General features: G+C 66.7%; 13 protein-coding genes. 5 read left to right on the forward strand and 8 right to left on the reverse strand.

From position 1 onward, the window contains the following. Positions 1 to 164: 164 nt before the first annotated feature. Positions 165 to 1,109, reverse strand: coding sequence for an ABC transporter substrate-binding protein (locus tag EWH21_RS03550; protein ID WP_047592974.1), 945 nt, complete (start codon positions 1,107 to 1,109; stop codon positions 165 to 167). A gap of 761 nt (positions 1,110 to 1,870) precedes the next feature. On the opposite strand from EWH21_RS03550, the gene EWH21_RS03555 reads away from it, so the two are divergent. Next, a complete protein-coding gene (locus EWH21_RS03555) occupies positions 1,871 to 2,965 on the forward strand; it encodes a GlxA family transcriptional regulator (RefSeq protein ID WP_037049985.1) in 1,095 nt (364 codons plus the stop codon). A gap of 95 nt (positions 2,966 to 3,060) precedes the next feature. Here EWH21_RS03555 and EWH21_RS03560 read toward each other — a convergent pair whose 3' ends face one another. From EWH21_RS03560 to EWH21_RS03590, 7 genes are all read right to left on the reverse strand, one after another. Beyond that, on the reverse strand, positions 3,061 to 3,312 hold the full coding sequence (locus EWH21_RS03560; RefSeq protein ID WP_047592973.1) for a hypothetical protein: 252 nt from the start codon (positions 3,310 to 3,312) through the stop codon (positions 3,061 to 3,063). A gap of 45 nt (positions 3,313 to 3,357) precedes the next feature. Next, entirely contained in the window at positions 3,358 to 4,131 is a 774-nt protein-coding gene (locus EWH21_RS03565; protein WP_037049981.1) for an electron transfer flavoprotein subunit beta, read from the reverse strand. Positions 4,132 to 4,205: 74 nt separating this feature from the next. Continuing rightward, positions 4,206 to 5,435 carry an electron transfer flavoprotein subunit alpha/FixB family protein gene (locus EWH21_RS03570; RefSeq protein WP_277699803.1) on the reverse strand — a complete coding sequence of 410 codons (1,230 nt, stop codon included), beginning with the start codon at positions 5,433 to 5,435 and terminating at the stop codon, positions 4,206 to 4,208. A gap of 88 nt (positions 5,436 to 5,523) precedes the next feature. Next, positions 5,524 to 7,485, reverse strand: a complete 1,962-nt coding sequence (dgcB, locus tag EWH21_RS03575; protein WP_277699804.1) for a dimethylglycine demethylation protein DgcB — start codon at positions 7,483 to 7,485, stop codon at positions 5,524 to 5,526. Positions 7,486 to 7,599: 114 nt separating this feature from the next. Beyond that, positions 7,600 to 9,660 carry a dimethylglycine demethylation protein DgcA gene (gene dgcA / locus EWH21_RS03580; RefSeq protein WP_037049972.1) on the reverse strand — a complete coding sequence of 687 codons (2,061 nt, stop codon included), beginning with the start codon at positions 9,658 to 9,660 and terminating at the stop codon, positions 7,600 to 7,602. Positions 9,661 to 9,749: 89 nt separating this feature from the next. After that, on the reverse strand, positions 9,750 to 10,280 hold the full coding sequence (locus EWH21_RS03585) for a DUF5943 domain-containing protein (RefSeq protein WP_037049967.1): 531 nt from the start codon (positions 10,278 to 10,280) through the stop codon (positions 9,750 to 9,752). A gap of 147 nt (positions 10,281 to 10,427) precedes the next feature. Further along, the gene (locus EWH21_RS03590) at positions 10,428 to 11,405 is read right to left on the reverse strand and encodes a dipeptidase (protein WP_037049964.1); all 978 of its coding nucleotides are present in this window, start codon (positions 11,403 to 11,405) and stop codon (positions 10,428 to 10,430) included. Positions 11,406 to 11,892: 487 nt separating this feature from the next. Here EWH21_RS03590 and EWH21_RS03595 point away from each other — a divergent pair, with 487 nt between their 5' ends. From EWH21_RS03595 to EWH21_RS03610, 4 genes are read left to right on the forward strand one after another with little or no spacing between them, the layout of a single operon-like run. After that, positions 11,893 to 12,375, forward strand: coding sequence for a formate dehydrogenase subunit gamma (locus EWH21_RS03595; RefSeq protein ID WP_150607715.1), 483 nt, complete (start codon positions 11,893 to 11,895; stop codon positions 12,373 to 12,375). After that, the gene (locus EWH21_RS03600) at positions 12,369 to 13,928 is read left to right on the forward strand and encodes a formate dehydrogenase beta subunit (RefSeq protein WP_175253252.1); all 1,560 of its coding nucleotides are present in this window, start codon (positions 12,369 to 12,371) and stop codon (positions 13,926 to 13,928) included. The genes EWH21_RS03595 and EWH21_RS03600 overlap by 7 nt, the downstream gene beginning before the upstream one ends. Beyond that, positions 13,925 to 16,801, forward strand: coding sequence for a formate dehydrogenase subunit alpha (gene fdhF / locus EWH21_RS03605; RefSeq protein WP_037049957.1), 2,877 nt, complete (start codon positions 13,925 to 13,927; stop codon positions 16,799 to 16,801). The genes EWH21_RS03600 and fdhF overlap by 4 nt, the downstream gene beginning before the upstream one ends. Then, positions 16,798 to 17,019 (forward strand): formate dehydrogenase subunit delta, encoded by a 222-nt coding sequence (locus tag EWH21_RS03610; RefSeq protein WP_037049955.1) that lies wholly within the window; start codon positions 16,798 to 16,800, stop codon positions 17,017 to 17,019. Before fdhF ends, EWH21_RS03610 begins: the two co-directional genes overlap by 4 nt.

Genomic DNA, 17,019 nt, shown 5'->3' on the forward strand with positions numbered 1-17,019 from the left:
CCCCGTGGCGAGTGAAAACGGCTGTCGGTTCGGGCTGACTCGGGAGTCACCCGGGCCGCCGACCCGCGCTGCGCGGGGATGCCTCGCTGAGCGGTTCCAGGTTCTCGCACGATCCTGAAAAATGAATGCGCTTTCGTCACTTTTTATCGTTGTTTCGCCGTTTTTCAGTTGCTGGAGGCCAGCGGGGTGTCGAAGGCGACGGTAATCGGCCCACCCTGGTAACGCGTGACGCCTTCGAGCCAGCTGGCCACTATCTGCGGGTTCTCCTCGATCCACTGTTTGGCCACGCGCCGGCGGTTGGTGTTGCCTTCCAGCACCGCGCTCATCAGGTGGTTCTCCGCCGAGATGGTGAAGGTCATGTTGCGAAACAGCCGCGCCAGGTTGGGGCATTGCCGGCTGAAGTCGCCCCGGGCCACGGTATTGACCTGGGCGGCGCCGTAGTTGGCGCCGAAGAAGTCGTCACCGCCTGCCAGGTAGTTCATTTTCAGACGCTCGTTCATGGGGTGCGGTTCCCAGCCGAGGAAGACCGCCCACTTGTCCAGGCGCTGGGCGCGCTCGACGTGGTTGAGCATGCCGCTCTCGCTGGACTCCACCAGGGTGAAACCGGCAAGGCCGAAGGTGTTGTCGCGGATCATCCCCTTGACCATCTCGTTGCCCTCGTTACCGGGCTCGATCCCGAAGATCTGCCCGCCGAGCTGCTCCTTGAAACGATGGATGTCGGCGAAGTCCTTCAGTCCGGCTTCGTAGCCTGGCGTCAGCACGGCCAGGGTGTAACGCACCGTCGGCAGGTTGGTGTGCAGTTTTTCGATCTTGCCGCTGTCGATGTGGTTCTGGACCAGGTCGGCCTGTGCCGGCATCCAGTTGCCGAGGAACACATCCAGCTGACCTTCCGACAGGCTGCGGTAGGTATCGGGCAGGGACATGCGCTGCACCTGAGTGCGATAGCCGATTTCGCCGAGTACCAGGCGGGCCACTGCGGTGGTCATGGTGATATCGGTCCAGCCGACATCGCTCAGGCGTACCAGCTCGCAGCGTGCATCTTCGGCGGCTTGCAGCGTGGCGGAGCAGAGCAGGGTGGTGGCGAGCAGCAGCGGGCTAAGTCTGTTCATGAGCAGTCCTGTGTGCGGGGTGGCCAGAGATGGGTCGATCCTCTTGCGGTGCAGCGCGTGCGGGCTATTTCGTAGCAAGAGACAGGCCGCCGGTACGCCCGAAAAACGACCTCCGCATGCCGAATCGAGACGTTGCCGATGCGCCGCCGCGGCGCCGCGCCCGGGCATGCCGGGGTCGGTGTCAGGCGTGATGCGGATGGTGAAAACCCGATCATGGGCAGCGTGCGGCGAGCAGATGTGCAGCCGGATTCCGGTGCGCCTCGGGTCGACGCTGTTCGCGTTGCGCAGGCGTCACGCGCGCGGCCTCGCGGGGCTTCGAGAGGTGCGTTCAGATGTGCCGGCGCGTGCTGATCCTTGCTGGTGCAAAGTCGCCCCAGATGGCCCTCTTTCGCGAGATTTTGGTGCGGCCGATACGGGCGTGCGGATCATGCAAAATGACCGGTCGGTCGCGGCTGTTACCGGGCGAGCGTTACTGCGCGAACAGTGCCCCGTAGCACGTTGTCAGACGAGTGCTACCGAAATGCTCAAACCCTCTGCCCACGTGGCTTTGCGCGTGCCTGGGGCGCCTCTTTCCAGGCCGTCTGAGCCGGCATTTTCGCGGTGTGCGTCGCGCGCGATTTATTTTTGAACGCGTAATCAATTTAGGCATGGCCTTTGCGTGAATTTGCATAGCTGCGCGGGTCCCTTGATCGGCGGCAGAACTAGAAGAGAGCCCCTCCTCGAGCGGGGTTCATACCGTGCTTGGCGTGAGGTGTTCATCGATGTCGCAGTTAGGCCAGGGGGGACAACCCCAGAATCGCGTTTCTCAGTCCATCGGCTTCCTGCTTCTGGACAACTTCACCCTGATTTCCCTCGCCTCGGCGGTGGAACCGCTGCGCATGGCCAACCAGCTTTCCGGCAAGGAACTGTTCCGCTGGCATACCCTGACCCACGACGGTCAGCCGGTCAGCGCCAGCGACGGTCTGCAGATCACCCCGGACACGGCCATGCACAATGCGCCGGCGCTGGATGCGGTGATCGTCTGCGGCGGTGTGGACATCCAGCACAGCGTCAAGCGCGAGCATGTCAGCTGGCTGCAACTGCAGGCGCGCCAGGGCCGTCAGCTCGGCGCGGTGTGCACCGGCAGCTGGGCGCTGGCGAAGGCCGGCCTGCTCGATGGCTATGACTGCAGTGTGCACTGGGAATGCCTGGCGTCGATGCAGGAAGCCTTCCCGCGTGCGGCCATCACCACGCGTCTGTTCTCCATCGATCGCAATCGCCACACCAGCTCCGGCGGTACTGCGCCGATGGACATGATGCTGCACCTGATCGGCCAGCAGCATGGTCGTGAACTGGCCGCCGGCATCTCCGAGATGTTCATCTACGAACGCATTCGCAACGAACAGGATCATCAGCGCGTGCCGCTCAAGCACATGCTGGGCAGCAACCAGCCGAAGCTGCAGGAAATCGTCGCCTTGATGGAAGCCAACCTGGAGGAGCCGATCGACCTCGACGAACTGGCCTGCTTCGTCGACATCTCCCGGCGTCAGCTGGAGCGCCTGTTCCAGAAATACCTGCACTGCTCGCCGTCGCGCTACTACCTCAAGCTGCGCCTGATTCGTGCACGCCAGCTGCTCAAGCAGACCAGCATGTCGATCATCGAGGTCGCCTCGGTCTGCGGCTTCGTCTCCACCCCGCACTTTTCCAAGTGCTACCGCGAGTACTTCGGTATTCCGCCGCGTGACGAGCGCGCGGGTCAGCAGGGCAACAACCTGGTGGTGCTGCTGCCGATCCCCGATCAGCAGGTCAACTCCAGTGCCGTGCTGGCGCTGAACCGAGCCCAGGGCGAGTCGACCTTCGCCAGCGTGCGCATCTGACCGCGCGGCAAAGAAAAAAGGGGCGCCAGTGGCGCCCCTTTTTTTGCCCCTCCCACGCAGCAGGAGTCTGCTGGGCGGCAGCTTTGCTGCAGTGATCAGCTGGGCTTGGGCACCAGCGCCGGCAGCAGATGCCGGCTGATGGCCTCGCGCACGTTGGGCAGCAGGGTGGCGCTGCCGCCCAGCAGTTCTTCCACCAGGCGCCGCAGGGCGAGGGCGCGCTCGGCGCTGAGCCCGCTGACGGCCAGCTCGCAGGCCTGCTCCGGCGAGGCGCCCGGGGGGATGTTCAGGCCCAGGGCGATCAGGTGTTCGCGGAAGTCTTCCTGGTCGATCAGGTCGGCATGCATCATGGTCGTGGCTCCTCTTGGCAGCGCAGGTCGTCGTTCAGCCGCCTGCTAGCGCAGTACGCCTTCTTCGATCAATAGCTTGAAGATAGCCTCTGCGCCTTCCTGTGGCGAGACATCCTTGAGCACCTGCCCACCGCCGCCACTGGCTTTGGCCGTCGCGGCCTTCATCCGTTCGGCACCGGTCTTGGCCTTGATCACCTTGAGCCGTTTCGGTCGCGGCCTGGCCGGTTGCAGGCTGGCTGCGGCCAGCAGCGGGTCGTCCACCACCGCGACCTCATGCGCCTCGATCAGGCCGCGTCGGGCCGGGCCGAAGGCACTTTGCCGCGCCACGGGGGCGGCGTTGTCGACGCTGGCGACGCACGGCAAGCGGACCTTGAGGCGTCGCCGCTGGCCACGGGGCAGGGCTTGCAGTACCTGCGCCACGCCATTCTCGACCTTCTCCACTTCGGCCAGGCCGACCACCATCGGCCAGCCCAGGTGCTCGGCGAGGAGGAACGGCAGCATGCCCGACCCCTCGCCGGTTTCCGCCTGGCTGCCGGTCAGGACCAGCTGGGTACGGCTGCCTTGCAGGTAGTCGACCAGCAACGGCAGGGCATCGGCGCCCTCGGTCTGTTCGAGGACGTCGAGCTGCTCCAGGCCCATGCCCAGGTAGCCGCGAAGGGCTTCGGCCTGCGGGTCGCCGGCATGCAGCAGTTGCAGATTCTGCCCGGCCAGGCGCAGGCCGAGTTCCACGGCGCGGGCGTCCTGCTCGGCGCGGCGCGCCCGTCCCGAGGTCGGGTGTGCGCCAACCGAGACCAGGGCGACGATATTCAGATCAGGCATGGCTCCCCCTTGGCCCGGATGCACTCCGGGGATGGGTTGTGAGGGCTGCGGATTGCATCCGGGCTACGCAGGTTTCAGGCTGCATCGCGCTTGCCCTCCTGGCGCCAGGCGGCGACGCGCTCGATCAGCGCCTGGAGGATCAGCGCCGAGTCGCCGATCACCGAGAGGTCGGCACGTTTGATCATGTCGCAGCCGGGGTCCATGTTCACCGCCACCACCTTGTCGCAGGCGCCGATGCCCTGCAGGTGCTGGATGGCGCCGGAGATCCCCACCGCAACGTACACGCGTGCGGTAACCCAGGTGCCGGTGGCGCCAACCTGGCGGTTGCGCGGCATGAAGCCGTCGTCCACCGCCACGCGCGAGGCGCCTTCGGTGGCGCCCAGGGCAACTGCGGCCTGGTGGAACAGTTCCCAGTCCTTCACGCCGTTGCCGCCGGAGAGGATGAACTCGGATTCGGCCATGGGAATCTGCGCCGGGTCGACGGCGACGGAGCCGAGGTCCTCGATGCGTGGCAGGCTCTGCGCGATCTTGCTGCTGAGCTCCAGCGGGCGCGCCTCATGACGCGTTTCGCTGACCGGCTCGGCGCATTCGGCGGCGGCCAGCAGCAGCCGGGGCAGCGCGCGCTGCAGGTCCTGCTGGCCGCTGCCGGCACGGCCGGTCACCTGTTCGCCAGCCACCTGCCAGACGCGGGTGGCCGGCCGCTCGCCGAGCTTGGCGGCCAGGCGCCGGCCCAGCTCGCCACCGCCGGTGCGGCTGTCGGGCAGCAACCAGTGGCGCGGCGCCAGTTGCGCCTCGACGGCACTGAGGGCGAGCACGCGGGCCTCCGGCGCATAGCCGTCGAAGGTGTCGCCGGCGATGCGCAGGATGCGGTCCACGCCGGCGGTATCGAAGGCGCTTTCCTTGTCGTCACCGAACAGCACGGCGGCCACTGCGCCGCCATCGGCCGCCAGCTTGTGGGCCAGGCCGAGCAGGTCCTTGTCGTGGCTGGAGAGGCGGCCGCCGACCATGTCGGGCACCACCACGATGTGGTAGGCCGGTTGCTCGACCACGTGCAGCGGCAGCTGCACCTCCACGCTGGCGCTCTGTCGTTTGCCACTGGTGCCCTGCTGGGCGCCGCTGCGGTCGATGCGCTTGATGCCGGCCGGGCCGATGAAGCCGGCCGCCAGCGCGTGCGGGTTCTTGCGGATGATGCCGTTGGGGCCCATCCAGCTGGTCTCGGCCTTCTGCATCGACGCATGCAGCGGATGCAGGCGGTTGCGGGCGATCCACTCGGCGCGTGGGTCGCGGCGGATGATGTCGCTCATTGCATGGCCTCCAGGCTGTGCGTAGGGCGGGTGCAACCCGCCGGACAGGTGCTGACGGGGTGCACCCGCCCTGCGTCGCTCGCGTTCATCACTGCACCTCCGCAGCTGCACGCTGGGCGTTCGGGCGCTTGGCCGGCACTTCGGTGGGCTCGATCAGCACCTCGGCGACCAGTTCGGCGATGTCCTTGATTTCCGGGCGTGGGGCGACCACGCCTTCGAGCATCGCCGTGCACTGCGGGCAGCCGACGGCGACCAGTTCGGCGCCGGTTTCCCTGATGTCGACCATGCGCATGTCGGGGATACGTTGCTTGCCGGGGATGTCGGTGATCGGCGCGCCGCCACCGCCGCCGCAGCAGCGCGAACGGAAGCCCGAACGTTCCATCTCCCTGACCTCGATGCCGATGGCCCTGAGCACCGCGCGCGGCGCTTCGTACTCGCCGTTGTAGCGGCCCAGGTAGCAGGGGTCATGGTAGGTGACGCTGGCGGCCTTGCTCTGCCCGAGGTTGAGCGAGCCATTGCGCACCAGTTCGTCGATGAAGGTGCTGTGGTGCAGCACCTGGTAGTTGCCGCCGAGCGCGCCGTACTCGTTCTTCAGTACGTGGAAACTGTGCGGGTCGCAGCTGACGATGCGCTTGAAGCGGTACTTGGCCATGGTCGCGATATTGCGCCTGGCCAGGTGCTGGAAGGTCGCCTCGTCACCCAGGCGACGGGCCACGTCACCGCTGTCGCGTTCTTCCAGGCCGAGCACGGCGAAGTCGACGCCGGCGGTCTTGAGGATCTTCACGAAGGCGCGCAGGGTGCGCTGGTTGCGCATGTCGAAGGCGCCGTCACCGACCCAGAACAGCACGTCGGTCTCGCCCTTGTCGGCGAGCAGTGGCAGGTTCAGGTCGGCGGCCCAGTTCAGGCGGCCGCCCGGGTTGAACCCGCCGGGGTTGTCGGTGGCGATCAGGTTGTCCAGCACCTCGGCACCCTTGTTCGGCGTGGCGCCTTTCTCCAGGGTCAGGTGGCGACGCATGTCGACGATGGCATCGACGTGCTCGATCATCATCGGGCATTCCTCGACGCAGGCGCGGCAGGTGGTGCACGACCACAGCGTTTCGGCATCGACCAGCGCCTTGCCGTGCAGCGAGACGATCGGCTGGTGCGGGCCGCCGCTGTGTTCACCGAGCGGTTTGCCTGGGTAGGGGCTGCCGGCGAACTTGGCGTCGTTGCCGCCCGCCAGGCCGATGACCATGTCCTGGATCAGCTTCTTCGGATTCAGCGGCTGGCCGGCGGCGAAGGCCGGGCACATGGCCTCGCACTTGCCGCACTGCACGCAGGCGTCGAAACCAAGCAACTGGTTCCAGGTGAAGTCGCTGGGCTTTTCCACCCCCAGGGGTGCTTTCGGGTCGTCCAGGTCCAGCGCTTTCAGGCCGCTGGAGCGGCCACCACCGAAACGCTCGGCGCGGCGGTGCCAGGCCAGGTGCAGGGCACCGGCGAAGGCATGTTTCATCGGCCCGCCCCAGGTCATGCCGAAGAACAGCTCGGACACGCCCCAGGCCACGCCAACGGCAAGGAGGATGGCCAGAACCCAGCCACCGAAACCCGCCGGGAGGATGCCGGCCACCGGCAGGGTGGCGATGAAGAAGCTGGCCGCGAACATCAGCAGGCTCTTCGGCAAACGCATCCACGGGCCTTTCGACAGGCGCGACGGCGGGTCCAGACGACGCTTGGCGACGAACAGGGCGCCGCTGAACATCAGCACGGTGGCCGCCAGCAGGGCGACGCCGAGGATGCGGTTGTGCAGGCCGAAACCGTGCACGAGGATGGCCAGCACGGCTGCCAGGACGAAGCCGCCGGCGGTGGCGACGTGGGTCCTGGACATGTACTTGTCGCGTTCGACCACATGGTGCAGATCGACCAGGTAGCGGCGCGGCATCTGCAGCAGGCCGCCGATCCAGTCGACCTTGGCCGGCCGGCCACGGCGCCACATGAAGAAGCGCTTCAGCGCGCCCAGCACGGCGAGGCCGAGGGCGGCGAAGAGCAGGATGGGAAGTAGAGTGCCAAGCATGGTGAAGCTCCCGCAAGGGTCTTGTAGGAGCTGGCTGGCCAGCGATTCGGACGCGCGAGCAACGCAGTCACGTCATCGTCTGTCGCCGGCAAGCCGGCTCCTACAGGAGGCTGCTTAAAAGTCTTTACAGAGCCGCAGGGCGTCGTAGATCGCCGCGTGCACGTTACGCTGCGCGACGCAGTCGCCGATGCGGAACAGCAGATAGCCGTCGCCCGGCTCGGAGAGGCAGGGCTGCGGCTTGATCGCGAACAGCGCCTCGACGTCGATCTGGCCCTTGTTGCGCGAGCCTTCCTTGAGCGCGTAGTAGAGGCCTTCGTCCGGACGCACGCCGTTCTCCACCACCACCTGGTCGATCACGCGCTCCTCTTTCTGGCCGGTGTACTCGTTCTCGAGTACCGCCACCAGCTTGTCACCCTCGCGGTAGACCTTCTCCAGCATCATGTCACCGGTCATGATGACTTCCTTCGGATACAGGCTGCGGTAGTAGGTGGGGAAGGTGGTACCGCCCATGGCCACGCCCGGCTTGATGTCGTCGGTGACGATCTCGACCTGCGCACCCTTGTCGGCGAGGAAGTCGGCCACCGACATGCCGGTGAATTCGCAGATGGTGTCGTACACCAGCACGTTCTTGCCCGGTGCGACCTTGCCTGCCAGCACGTCCCAGCTGCTCACCACCAGCCCTTCGGCGGCGCCCCAGTGTTCGTTCTGCTCGAGGAAGGAGTGGCCGCCGTTGGCCAGCAGCACGACATCCGGGCGCAGGTCGAGAATGGTCGCCTCGTCCGCCGGGGTGCTCAGGCGCAGGTCGATGCCCAGGCGCGCCAGTTCCAGCTGGTACCAGCGGGTGATGCCGGCGATCTGGTCACGCTGCGGCGCCTTGGCTGCCAGGGTGATCTGCCCGCCCAGCTGGTCCTGCTTCTCGAACAGGGTCACGTCGTGGCCGCGCTCGGCGGCGACGCGCGCTGCCTCCATGCCGGCCGGGCCGCCACCGACGACCACCACCTTGCGTTTGGGCCCGGTGGTTTTCTCGATGATGTGCGGCACGCCCATGTATTCACGGCTGGTCGCGGCGTTCTGGATGCACAGCACGTCCAGGCCCTGGTACTGGCGGTCGATGCAGTAGTTGGCGCCGACGCACTGCTTGATCTGGTCGACCTGGCCCATCTTGATCTTGGCGATCAGGTGCGGGTCGGCGATGTGCGCGCGGGTCATGCCGACCATGTCGACGTAGCCGCCTTCGAGAATGCGCGTGGCCTGGTTCGGGTCCTTGATGTTCTGCGCGTGCAGCACCGGCACCTTGACCACTTCCTTGATGCCGGCCGCCAGGTGCAGGAAGGGCTCCGGCGGGTAGCTCATGTTGGGGATGACGTTGGCCAGGGTGTTGTGGGTGTCGCAGCCCGAGCCGACCACGCCGATGAAGTCGATCATGCCGGTGGCGTCGTAGTAGGCGGCGATCTGCTTCATGTCCTCGTGGGACAGGCCGTCCGGGTGGAATTCGTCGCCGCAGATGCGCATGCCCACGCAGAAGTCGTCACCGACCTCGGCGCGCACGGCCTTGAGCACTTCCAGGCCGAACTTCATGCGCCCCTCGAAGCTGCCGCCCCATTCGTCGGTACGCTTGTTCACCCGCGGCGACCAGAACTGGTCGATCATGTGCTGGTGCACGGCGGACAGCTCGACGCCATCCAGGCCGCCTTCCTTGGCGCGGCGTGCGGCCTGCGCGTAGTTGCCGATCACGCGCCAGATTTCCTCGACCTCGATGGTCTTGCAGGTAGCGCGGTGCACCGGCTCGCGCACGCCGGAGGGCGACATCAGGGTCGGCCAGTTGAAGCCGTCCCAGCGCGAGCGACGACCCATGTGGGTAATCTGGATCATGATCTTGGCGCCGTGCTTGTGCATGGCGTCGGCGAGATTCTGGAAGTGCGGGATGATGCGGTCGGTGGACAGGTTCACCGAGCTCCACCATTCCTGCGGGCTGTCGATGGCCACCACCGAGGAGCCGCCGCAGATGGCCAGGCCGATGCCGCCCTTGGCCTTCTCTTCGTAGTATTTGACGTAGCGCTCGGTGGTCATGCCGCCATCGGTGGCGTAGACCTCGGCATGCGCGGTGGAGAGCACGCGGTTGCGGATGGTGAGCTTGCCGATCTGGATCGGCTGGAACATTGCTTCGAAGGCCATTACGGCATCCTCACGGTAAGCGCTGTAGCGGTTCCGCTAGAGGGCTGCCGTCGCGGCTGAGGCCCTCTCGCGGATTTCTTATGGGTGACTCAGAGTGGCCGGGTGATGAACAGCCCGTCGTCATGGCCTTCTTCGGAGCCGCTGTATTCCTGCACGGTGACGGTGCGGATCGGGCTGCCCTTGGCGGCCAGGATCTGGTCGATGGCGCCGGAGAACCAGCCGGTGAACATGTAGTCGACCTTGCGGTTCACCTTGCCGTACACGTAGACGAAGGCCGAATGCTTGAGCTTGACCTCGGCGTAGCCGGTCTCCAGGTCCAGCTTCTGCGTTTCGAACAGGCCCCAGCCGCGCTGCGACAGGCGCTTCATGTAGTGTTCGAACACCGCCGCGCCTTCGATGCCATGGCACTCGGCTTCCTTCTCGCACCAGTGCCACGCGGACTTGTAGCCGGCCTTGTAGAGGATCTCGGCGTACTTGTCGGCGCCGAGCACTTCCTCGATGCCCATGTGGTTGTTGACGAAGAAGTGGCGCGGCACATACAGCATCGGCAGCGCGTCGGTGGTCCAGACGCCGGTTTCGTCGTCGACCAGGATGGGCATTTCGGGGGCGTGGGTGGACATGTTGGCAACTCCGGAATCAGGTTGTAGGTAGGGTGGATGGCGCTTCATCCATCCACCGCAGCGTTAAGCCCGCCGCGTGCGGGGTTGGTGGATGAAAGAAGCGTCATCCACCCTACGAGATGCAGTCGATTGATTATCGTGAAGGGCTTACTCGCCCCAGACATCAGCCAGAACGCGTACCCAGTTCTCGCCCATGATCTTGCGCACCACGCGCTCGGAATGGCCGCGCCCCAGCAGGGTCTCGGTGAGGTTGGGGAATTCGCCCACAGTGCGGATGCCCAGCGGGTTGATGATCTTGCCGAAGTTGGTCAGGCGACGGGCGTAGCCCTTGTCGTGGGTCAGGTACTCGAAGAAGTCCTGGCCGTGGCCCTGGGTGAAGTCGGTGCCGATGCCGATGGCGTCTTCGCCGACGATGTTCATCACGTACTCGATGGCTTCGGCGTAGTCGTCGATGGTCGAGTCGATGCCCTTGGCCAGGAACGGCGCGAACATGGTCACGCCGACGAAGCCGCCGTGGTCGGCGATGAACTTCAGCTCTTCGTCGGACTTGTTGCGCGGGTGCTCCTTCAGGCCGGACGGCAGGCAGTGGGAGTAGGTGACCGGCTTCTTCGATTCGAGGATGACCTCCTCGCTGGTCTTGGAGCCGACGTGCGACAGGTCGCACATGATGCCGACGCGGTTCATCTCGGCGACGATCTCGCGGCCGAACCCGGACAGGCCGCCGTCACGCTCGTAGCAGCCGGTGCCGACCAGGTTCTGGGTGTTGTAGCACATCTGCACGATGCCGACGCCGAGCTGCTTGAACACCTCCACGTAGCCGATCTGGTCTTCGAAGGCATGGGCATTCTGGAAGCCGAAGAGGATGCCGGTCTTGCCCAGCTCCTTGGCCTTGCGGATGTCGGCGGTGGTGCGTACCGGCATCACCAGGTCGCTGTTCTCGCGGATCAGCTTGCTGCTGGCGGCGATGCTGTTGACGGTGGCCTGGAAACCCTCCCACACGGACACGGTGCAGTTGGCGGCGGTCAGGCCACCCTTGCGCATGTCTTCGAACAGTTCGCGGTTCCATTTGGCAATGATCAGACCGTCGATGACGATGCTGTCGGCGTGCAATTCGGCTGGGCTCATCAGGCTGTCCCCTTGGGTTCTTCTGCGCCGAATCGACTGTCGGCGCTTTGGGGGGAGCATATCCCCGGGACTTTGGGCGCTATCGCGTAAAAACGACTGGGGTATTGCCGAAAACGTCAAACCGGTCGCGGATAGACATGCGGGCTTCGCTGCGCCGCTTTCGCGTCTGCCTGGCGGGCTCCGGGCCATGGCGCGTTCGCGGTGACGGGCGCGATGGTGCGGCGAATCCTGTCGTCAACGCCTATAAAGGATGGGTGTGGTAGTGCTTCGTCGCCGGGCGTCGGTTTCAGTATGCGCGGCGTCGCTGCGGTGCAATCCCGCCGGTGCGGGAATGGCAAGCTCAGCCAATGCCCAGGCGCGTGCGCGCAGATGCACCGCCCTGGCCATCTTCGATGGTGATCGGCTCGCAACCGTGGCGGGCCGCTCGCCACAGCCGAAACCTCCAGGCCCCAAGAACAACAACGGCCTGTGACAGAGGAACGCTGTAATGCCTGATGAGACGCTTCACCTGCCTTTGATCCAAGGCGTTCTGCACGCGCACAAGGACACCCCCGGTGCCCTGCTGCCCGTGCTGCACGCCATCCAGGACGGTATCGGTCACATACCGGATATCGCCATCGGCGAGATCGCCCATGCCCTGAACCTGACCCAGGCCGAGGTGCTCGGCGTGATCAGCTTCTACCACGACTTCCGCCGCGTCGCGCCGGCCAGGCACATCCTGCGCCTGTGCCTCGCCGAGTCGTGCCAGAGCCGTGGTGCCAAGGCGCTGGCCGCCCAGGTGCGCGAACACCTCGACCTGGATGACCACGGCTCCAGCGCGGATGGCCAGATCAGTCTGCGCCCGGTCTACTGCCTGGGTGCCTGCGCCTGTTCTCCGGCCCTGGAGCTGGATGGCCAGGTGCATGCGCGGGTGACGCCGCAGCGCCTGCACGAACTGGTCGAAGGCTGCCTGGAGAAAGAATCATGCTGACGCTCCATGTTCCCTGCGATTCGCTCGCCCGCGCGGTGGGTGCCGATCTGCTGGCCGAGGCCCTGCGCGAGGAGGCCGAGCGCCGCCAGTTGCCGCTGGAGATCCGCCGCAGCAGTTCGCGCGGCATGTACTGGCTGGAGCCATTGGTGGAGGTCGACAGCGCCGAAGGGCGCCAGGGCTTCGGCCCGTTGTCTGCCGACCAGGCCGGCGCGCTGCTCGATGCCCTGACCGATGCCGGCAACCCGGCGCCGGCTGCCGTTGGTCTGGTCGAGGCGCTGCCGTTCATCCATAGCCAGCAACGACTGATCTTCGCCCGTGCCGGTCTGACCCGGCCCACGGTGCTGGAGGATTATTGCGCCAGCGGCGGATTCGCGGGGCTGACCCGCGCCATCGGCATGGACGGCGACGCCATCGTCACCGAGGTGCTCGATTCCGGGCTGCGCGGGCGTGGCGGCGCGGCCTTCCCGGCCGGCATCAAGTGGCGCACCGTGCGCGGCGCCCAGGCCGCGCAGAAGTACGTGGTGTGCAATGCCGACGAAGGCGACTCCGGCACCTTCGCCGACCGCATGCTGATGGAGGGCGACCCCTTCGTGCTGATCGAGGGCATGGCGATTGCCGGCCTGGCGGTCGAGGCGAGCATGGGCTACATCTACGTGCGCTCCGAATACCCGCAGGCCGTGCAGGTCCTGCGCGAGGCCATCGAGGTCGCCCGCGCGGCCGGCTGGCTCGGCGCCGACGTGGGCGGCAGTGGCCGTGCCTTCGACCTGGAGGTGCGTGTCGGCGCTGGCGCCTACATCTGCGGTGAGGAGACCTCGCTGCTCGAATCCCTCGAGGGCAAGCGTGGCACGGTGCGGGCCAAGCCGCCGCTGCCGGCGCTGCAGGGGCTGTTCGGCCAGCCGACGCTGGTGCACAACGTGCTGACCCTGGCCTCGGTGCCGGTCATCCTGGCGCGTGGCGCCGCCTTCTACCGCGATTTCGGCATGGGGCGCTCGCTCGGCACCATGCCGTTCCAGCTCGCCGGCAACGTCCGCCAGGGCGGCCTGGTCGAGCGCGCCTTCGGCCTGACCCTGCGCGAGCTGGTGGAGGACTACGGCGGCGGGACCGCCAGCGGCCGGCCGATCAAGGCGGCGCAGGTCGGCGGCCCGCTGGGCGCCTGGGTGCCGCCGGCGCAGTTCGACACGCCGCTGGATTACGAGGCCTTCGCCGCCATGGGCGCGATGCTCGGGCACGGTGGCGTGGTGCTGGCCGATGACAGCCTGGACATGGCGCAGATGGCGCGTTTCGCCCTGGCGTTCTGCGCCGAGGAGTCCTGCGGCAAGTGCACGCCCTGTCGCATCGGTTCCACCCGCGGCGTCGAGGTGGTCGACCGCCTGCTGGCGGCCAGCGATGACGCTGCCCGTGACGAGCAGGTGATCATCCTCAAGGACCTGTGCGACACCCTGACCCACGGCTCCCTGTGTGCCCTGGGTGGAATGACGGCCTTTCCGGTGAGCAGTGCGCTCAAGCACTTCCCCGGCGACTTCGGGCTCAAGACCTCGGAGGCAGAACAATGATCAGCTACTTCGACCCCGCCACGGACACCGACTTCGGCACCCCTGCTCGCGAGAGCGAGGTGCAGGTCAGCCTGAACATCGATGGACGCAGCATCAGCGTGCCGGCCGGCACCTCGGTGATGCGCGCCGCCGCGATGCTCGGCACCAGCATTCCCAAGCTCTGCGCCAGCGACAACCTGGAAGCCTTCGGCTCCTGCCGCATGTGCCTGGTCGAGATCGAGGGCATGCGCGGCTACCCCGCGTCCTGCACCACACCGGTCAGCGAGGGCATGGTGGTGCGTACCCAGACCACGAAGCTGGCGACCCTGCGCCGCAACGTGATGGAGCTGTACATCTCCGATCACCCGCTGGACTGCCTGACCTGCTCGGCCAACGGCAACTGCGAGCTGCAGACCGTTGCCGGCCAGGTCGGCCTGCGCGAGGTGCGTTACGGCTACGAGGGGGCCAACCACCTGAGCGAGGCCAAGGACGTCTCCAACCCCTACTTCGATTACGACCCGAGCAAGTGCATCGTCTGCAGCCGCTGCGTGCGGGCCTGCGAGGAAGTGCAGGGCACCTTCGCGCTGACCATCGACGGGCGTGGCTTCGACTCGCGGGTGGCGGCGGCGGGGGGCGAGGATTTCCTCAGCTCCGAGTGCGTCTCCTGCGGCGCCTGCGTGCAGGCCTGTCCGACCGCGACGCTGATGGAAAAGAGCGTGGTCGAGAAGGGCCAGCCCGAGCGCAGTGTGATCACCACCTGTGCCTACTGCGGCGTCGGTTGCTCGTTCCGCGCCGAGATGAAGGGCGACGAGCTGGTGCGCATGGTGCCGGACAAGAACGGCCAGGCCAACCACGGCCATTCCTGCGTCAAGGGGCGCTTCGCCTGGGGCTATGCGACCCATCCGGATCGCATCACCAAGCCGATGATCCGCAAGCGCATCAGCGATCCGTGGCAGGAGGTCAGCTGGGACGAGGCGGTGACCTACGCCGCCAGCGAGTTCCGCCGCATCCAGCTGGCCTACGGGCGTGACTCCATCGGTGGCATCACCTCCAGCCGCTGCACCAACGAGGAGGTCTACCTGGTGCAGAAGCTGGTGCGAGCCGGCTTCGGCAACAACAACGTCGATACCTGCGCGCGCGTCTGCCACTCGCCGACCGGCTACGGCCTCAAGCAGACCCTCGGCGAGTCGGCCGGCACGCAGAACTTCGATTCGGTGATGCAGGCCGACGTGATCCTGGTGATCGGTGCCAACCCCACCGACGCGCACCCGGTGTTCGGCTCCCAGCTCAAGCGCCGCCTGCGTCAGGGCGCACGCCTGATCGTCATCGACCCGCGGCGCATCGACCTGGTGGATTCGCCGCACGCCCGCGCCGAGCTGCACCTGGCGCTGCGTCCGGGCACCAACGTGGCCATGCTCAACGCGCTGGCGCACGTCATCGTCAGCGAGGGCCTGCTCGACCAGGCATTCATCGACGCGCGCTGCGAAGCCGCGGACTTCGCCCGCTGGAGCGCCTTCGTCGGCCAGGCGGAGAATTCGCCGGAGGTGCTCGGCCCGGTCTGTGGCGTCGAGCCGCAGCTGATTCGCCAGGCGGCGCGCCTGTACGCCACCGGAGGCAATGCGGCCATCTACTACGGCCTGGGCGTCACCGAGCACAGCCAGGGCAGTACCACCGTGATGGGCATCGCCAACCTGGCCATGGCCACCGGCAACATCGGTCGTGAAGGCGTGGGGGTCAACCCGCTGCGCGGGCAGAACAACGTGCAGGGTTCCTGCGACATGGGGTCCTTCCCGCACGAGCTGCCGGGTTACCGGCATGTCTCCAACGCCGAGGTCCGCGCCCAGTTCGAACAGGCCTGGGGCGTCACCCTGCAACCCGATCCGGGCCTGCGCATCCCCAACATGTTCGAGGCCGCGCTCGGCGGCAGCTTCAAGGCGCTGTACTGCCAGGGCGAGGACATCGCCCAGAGCGACCCCAACACCCAGCACGTCACCGCCGCGCTGTCGGCGATGGAATGCGTGGTGGTGCAGGATATCTTCCTCAACGAAACCGCCAAGTTCGCCCATGTGTTCCTGCCGGGCAGTTCCTTCCTCGAGAAGGACGGCACCTTCACCAACGCCGAGCGGCGCATCTCGCGGGTGCGCAAGGTGATGGAGCCGCTGGCCGGCAAGTCCGACTGGCAGGCCACCATCGCCCTGGCCGAGGCGCTGGGCTACCGGATGGACTATCAGCACCCGGCGCAGATCATGGACGAGATCGCCAGCCTGACGCCGACCTTCGCCCGCGTCAGCTACGCCGAGCTCGACCGTCACGGCAGCCTGCAGTGGCCGTGCAACGATGCCGCGCCGGACGGTACGCCGACCATGCACATCGACCAGTTCGTGCGGGGCAAGGGGCGCTTCATGCTCACCGGCTACGTGCCGACCGAAGAGAAGGTCAACAGCCGCTTCCCGCTGCTGCTCACCACCGGGCGCATTCTCAGCCAGTACAACGTCGGCGCGCAGACGCGGCGTACCGACAACGTCGCCTGGCACGAGGAGGACCGCCTGGAGATCCACCCCAGCGATGCCGAGAGCCGCGGTATCGGCGACGGCGACTGGGTCGGCGTGGGCAGCCGCTCCGGGCAGACCGTGCTGCGCGCGCGGGTCAGTGAGCGCGTGGCGCCGGGGGTGGTCTACACCACCTTCCACTTCCCGGAGTCCGGCGCCAACGTGATCACCACCGACAACTCCGACTGGGCGACCAACTGCCCGGAGTACAAGGTCACGGCGGTGGAGGTCACCCGAGTCTACCAGCCTTCGGAGTGGCAGAAACGCTACCAGGCCTTCAGTGACGAGCAGCGGCGCCTGCTCGCCGAGCGGCGCAGGCAGGAGAAAGCGGAGGTGCGTCGATGAGCGCCGAGAACCTGGTCAAGATGGCCAATCAGATCGCCCAGTTCTTCGCCACCGAGCCGGACAGGGAGCAGGCGGTCAAGGGGGTTCATCAGCACCTGCAGAACTTCTGGACGCCGGCGATGCGCATCGAACTGATGGCCTGGCAACTGGAGCGCCACGGCGAGAACCTGCACCCCCTGGTGCAGTCCGCGCTCGCCGAAATGGGCCGCTCCGTCTAG

The sequence above is a fragment of the Pseudomonas sp. REST10 genome, assembly GCF_029542605.1.
In the GTDB taxonomy this organism is placed as follows: Bacteria; Pseudomonadota; Gammaproteobacteria; order Pseudomonadales; family Pseudomonadaceae; genus Aquipseudomonas; species Aquipseudomonas khazarica.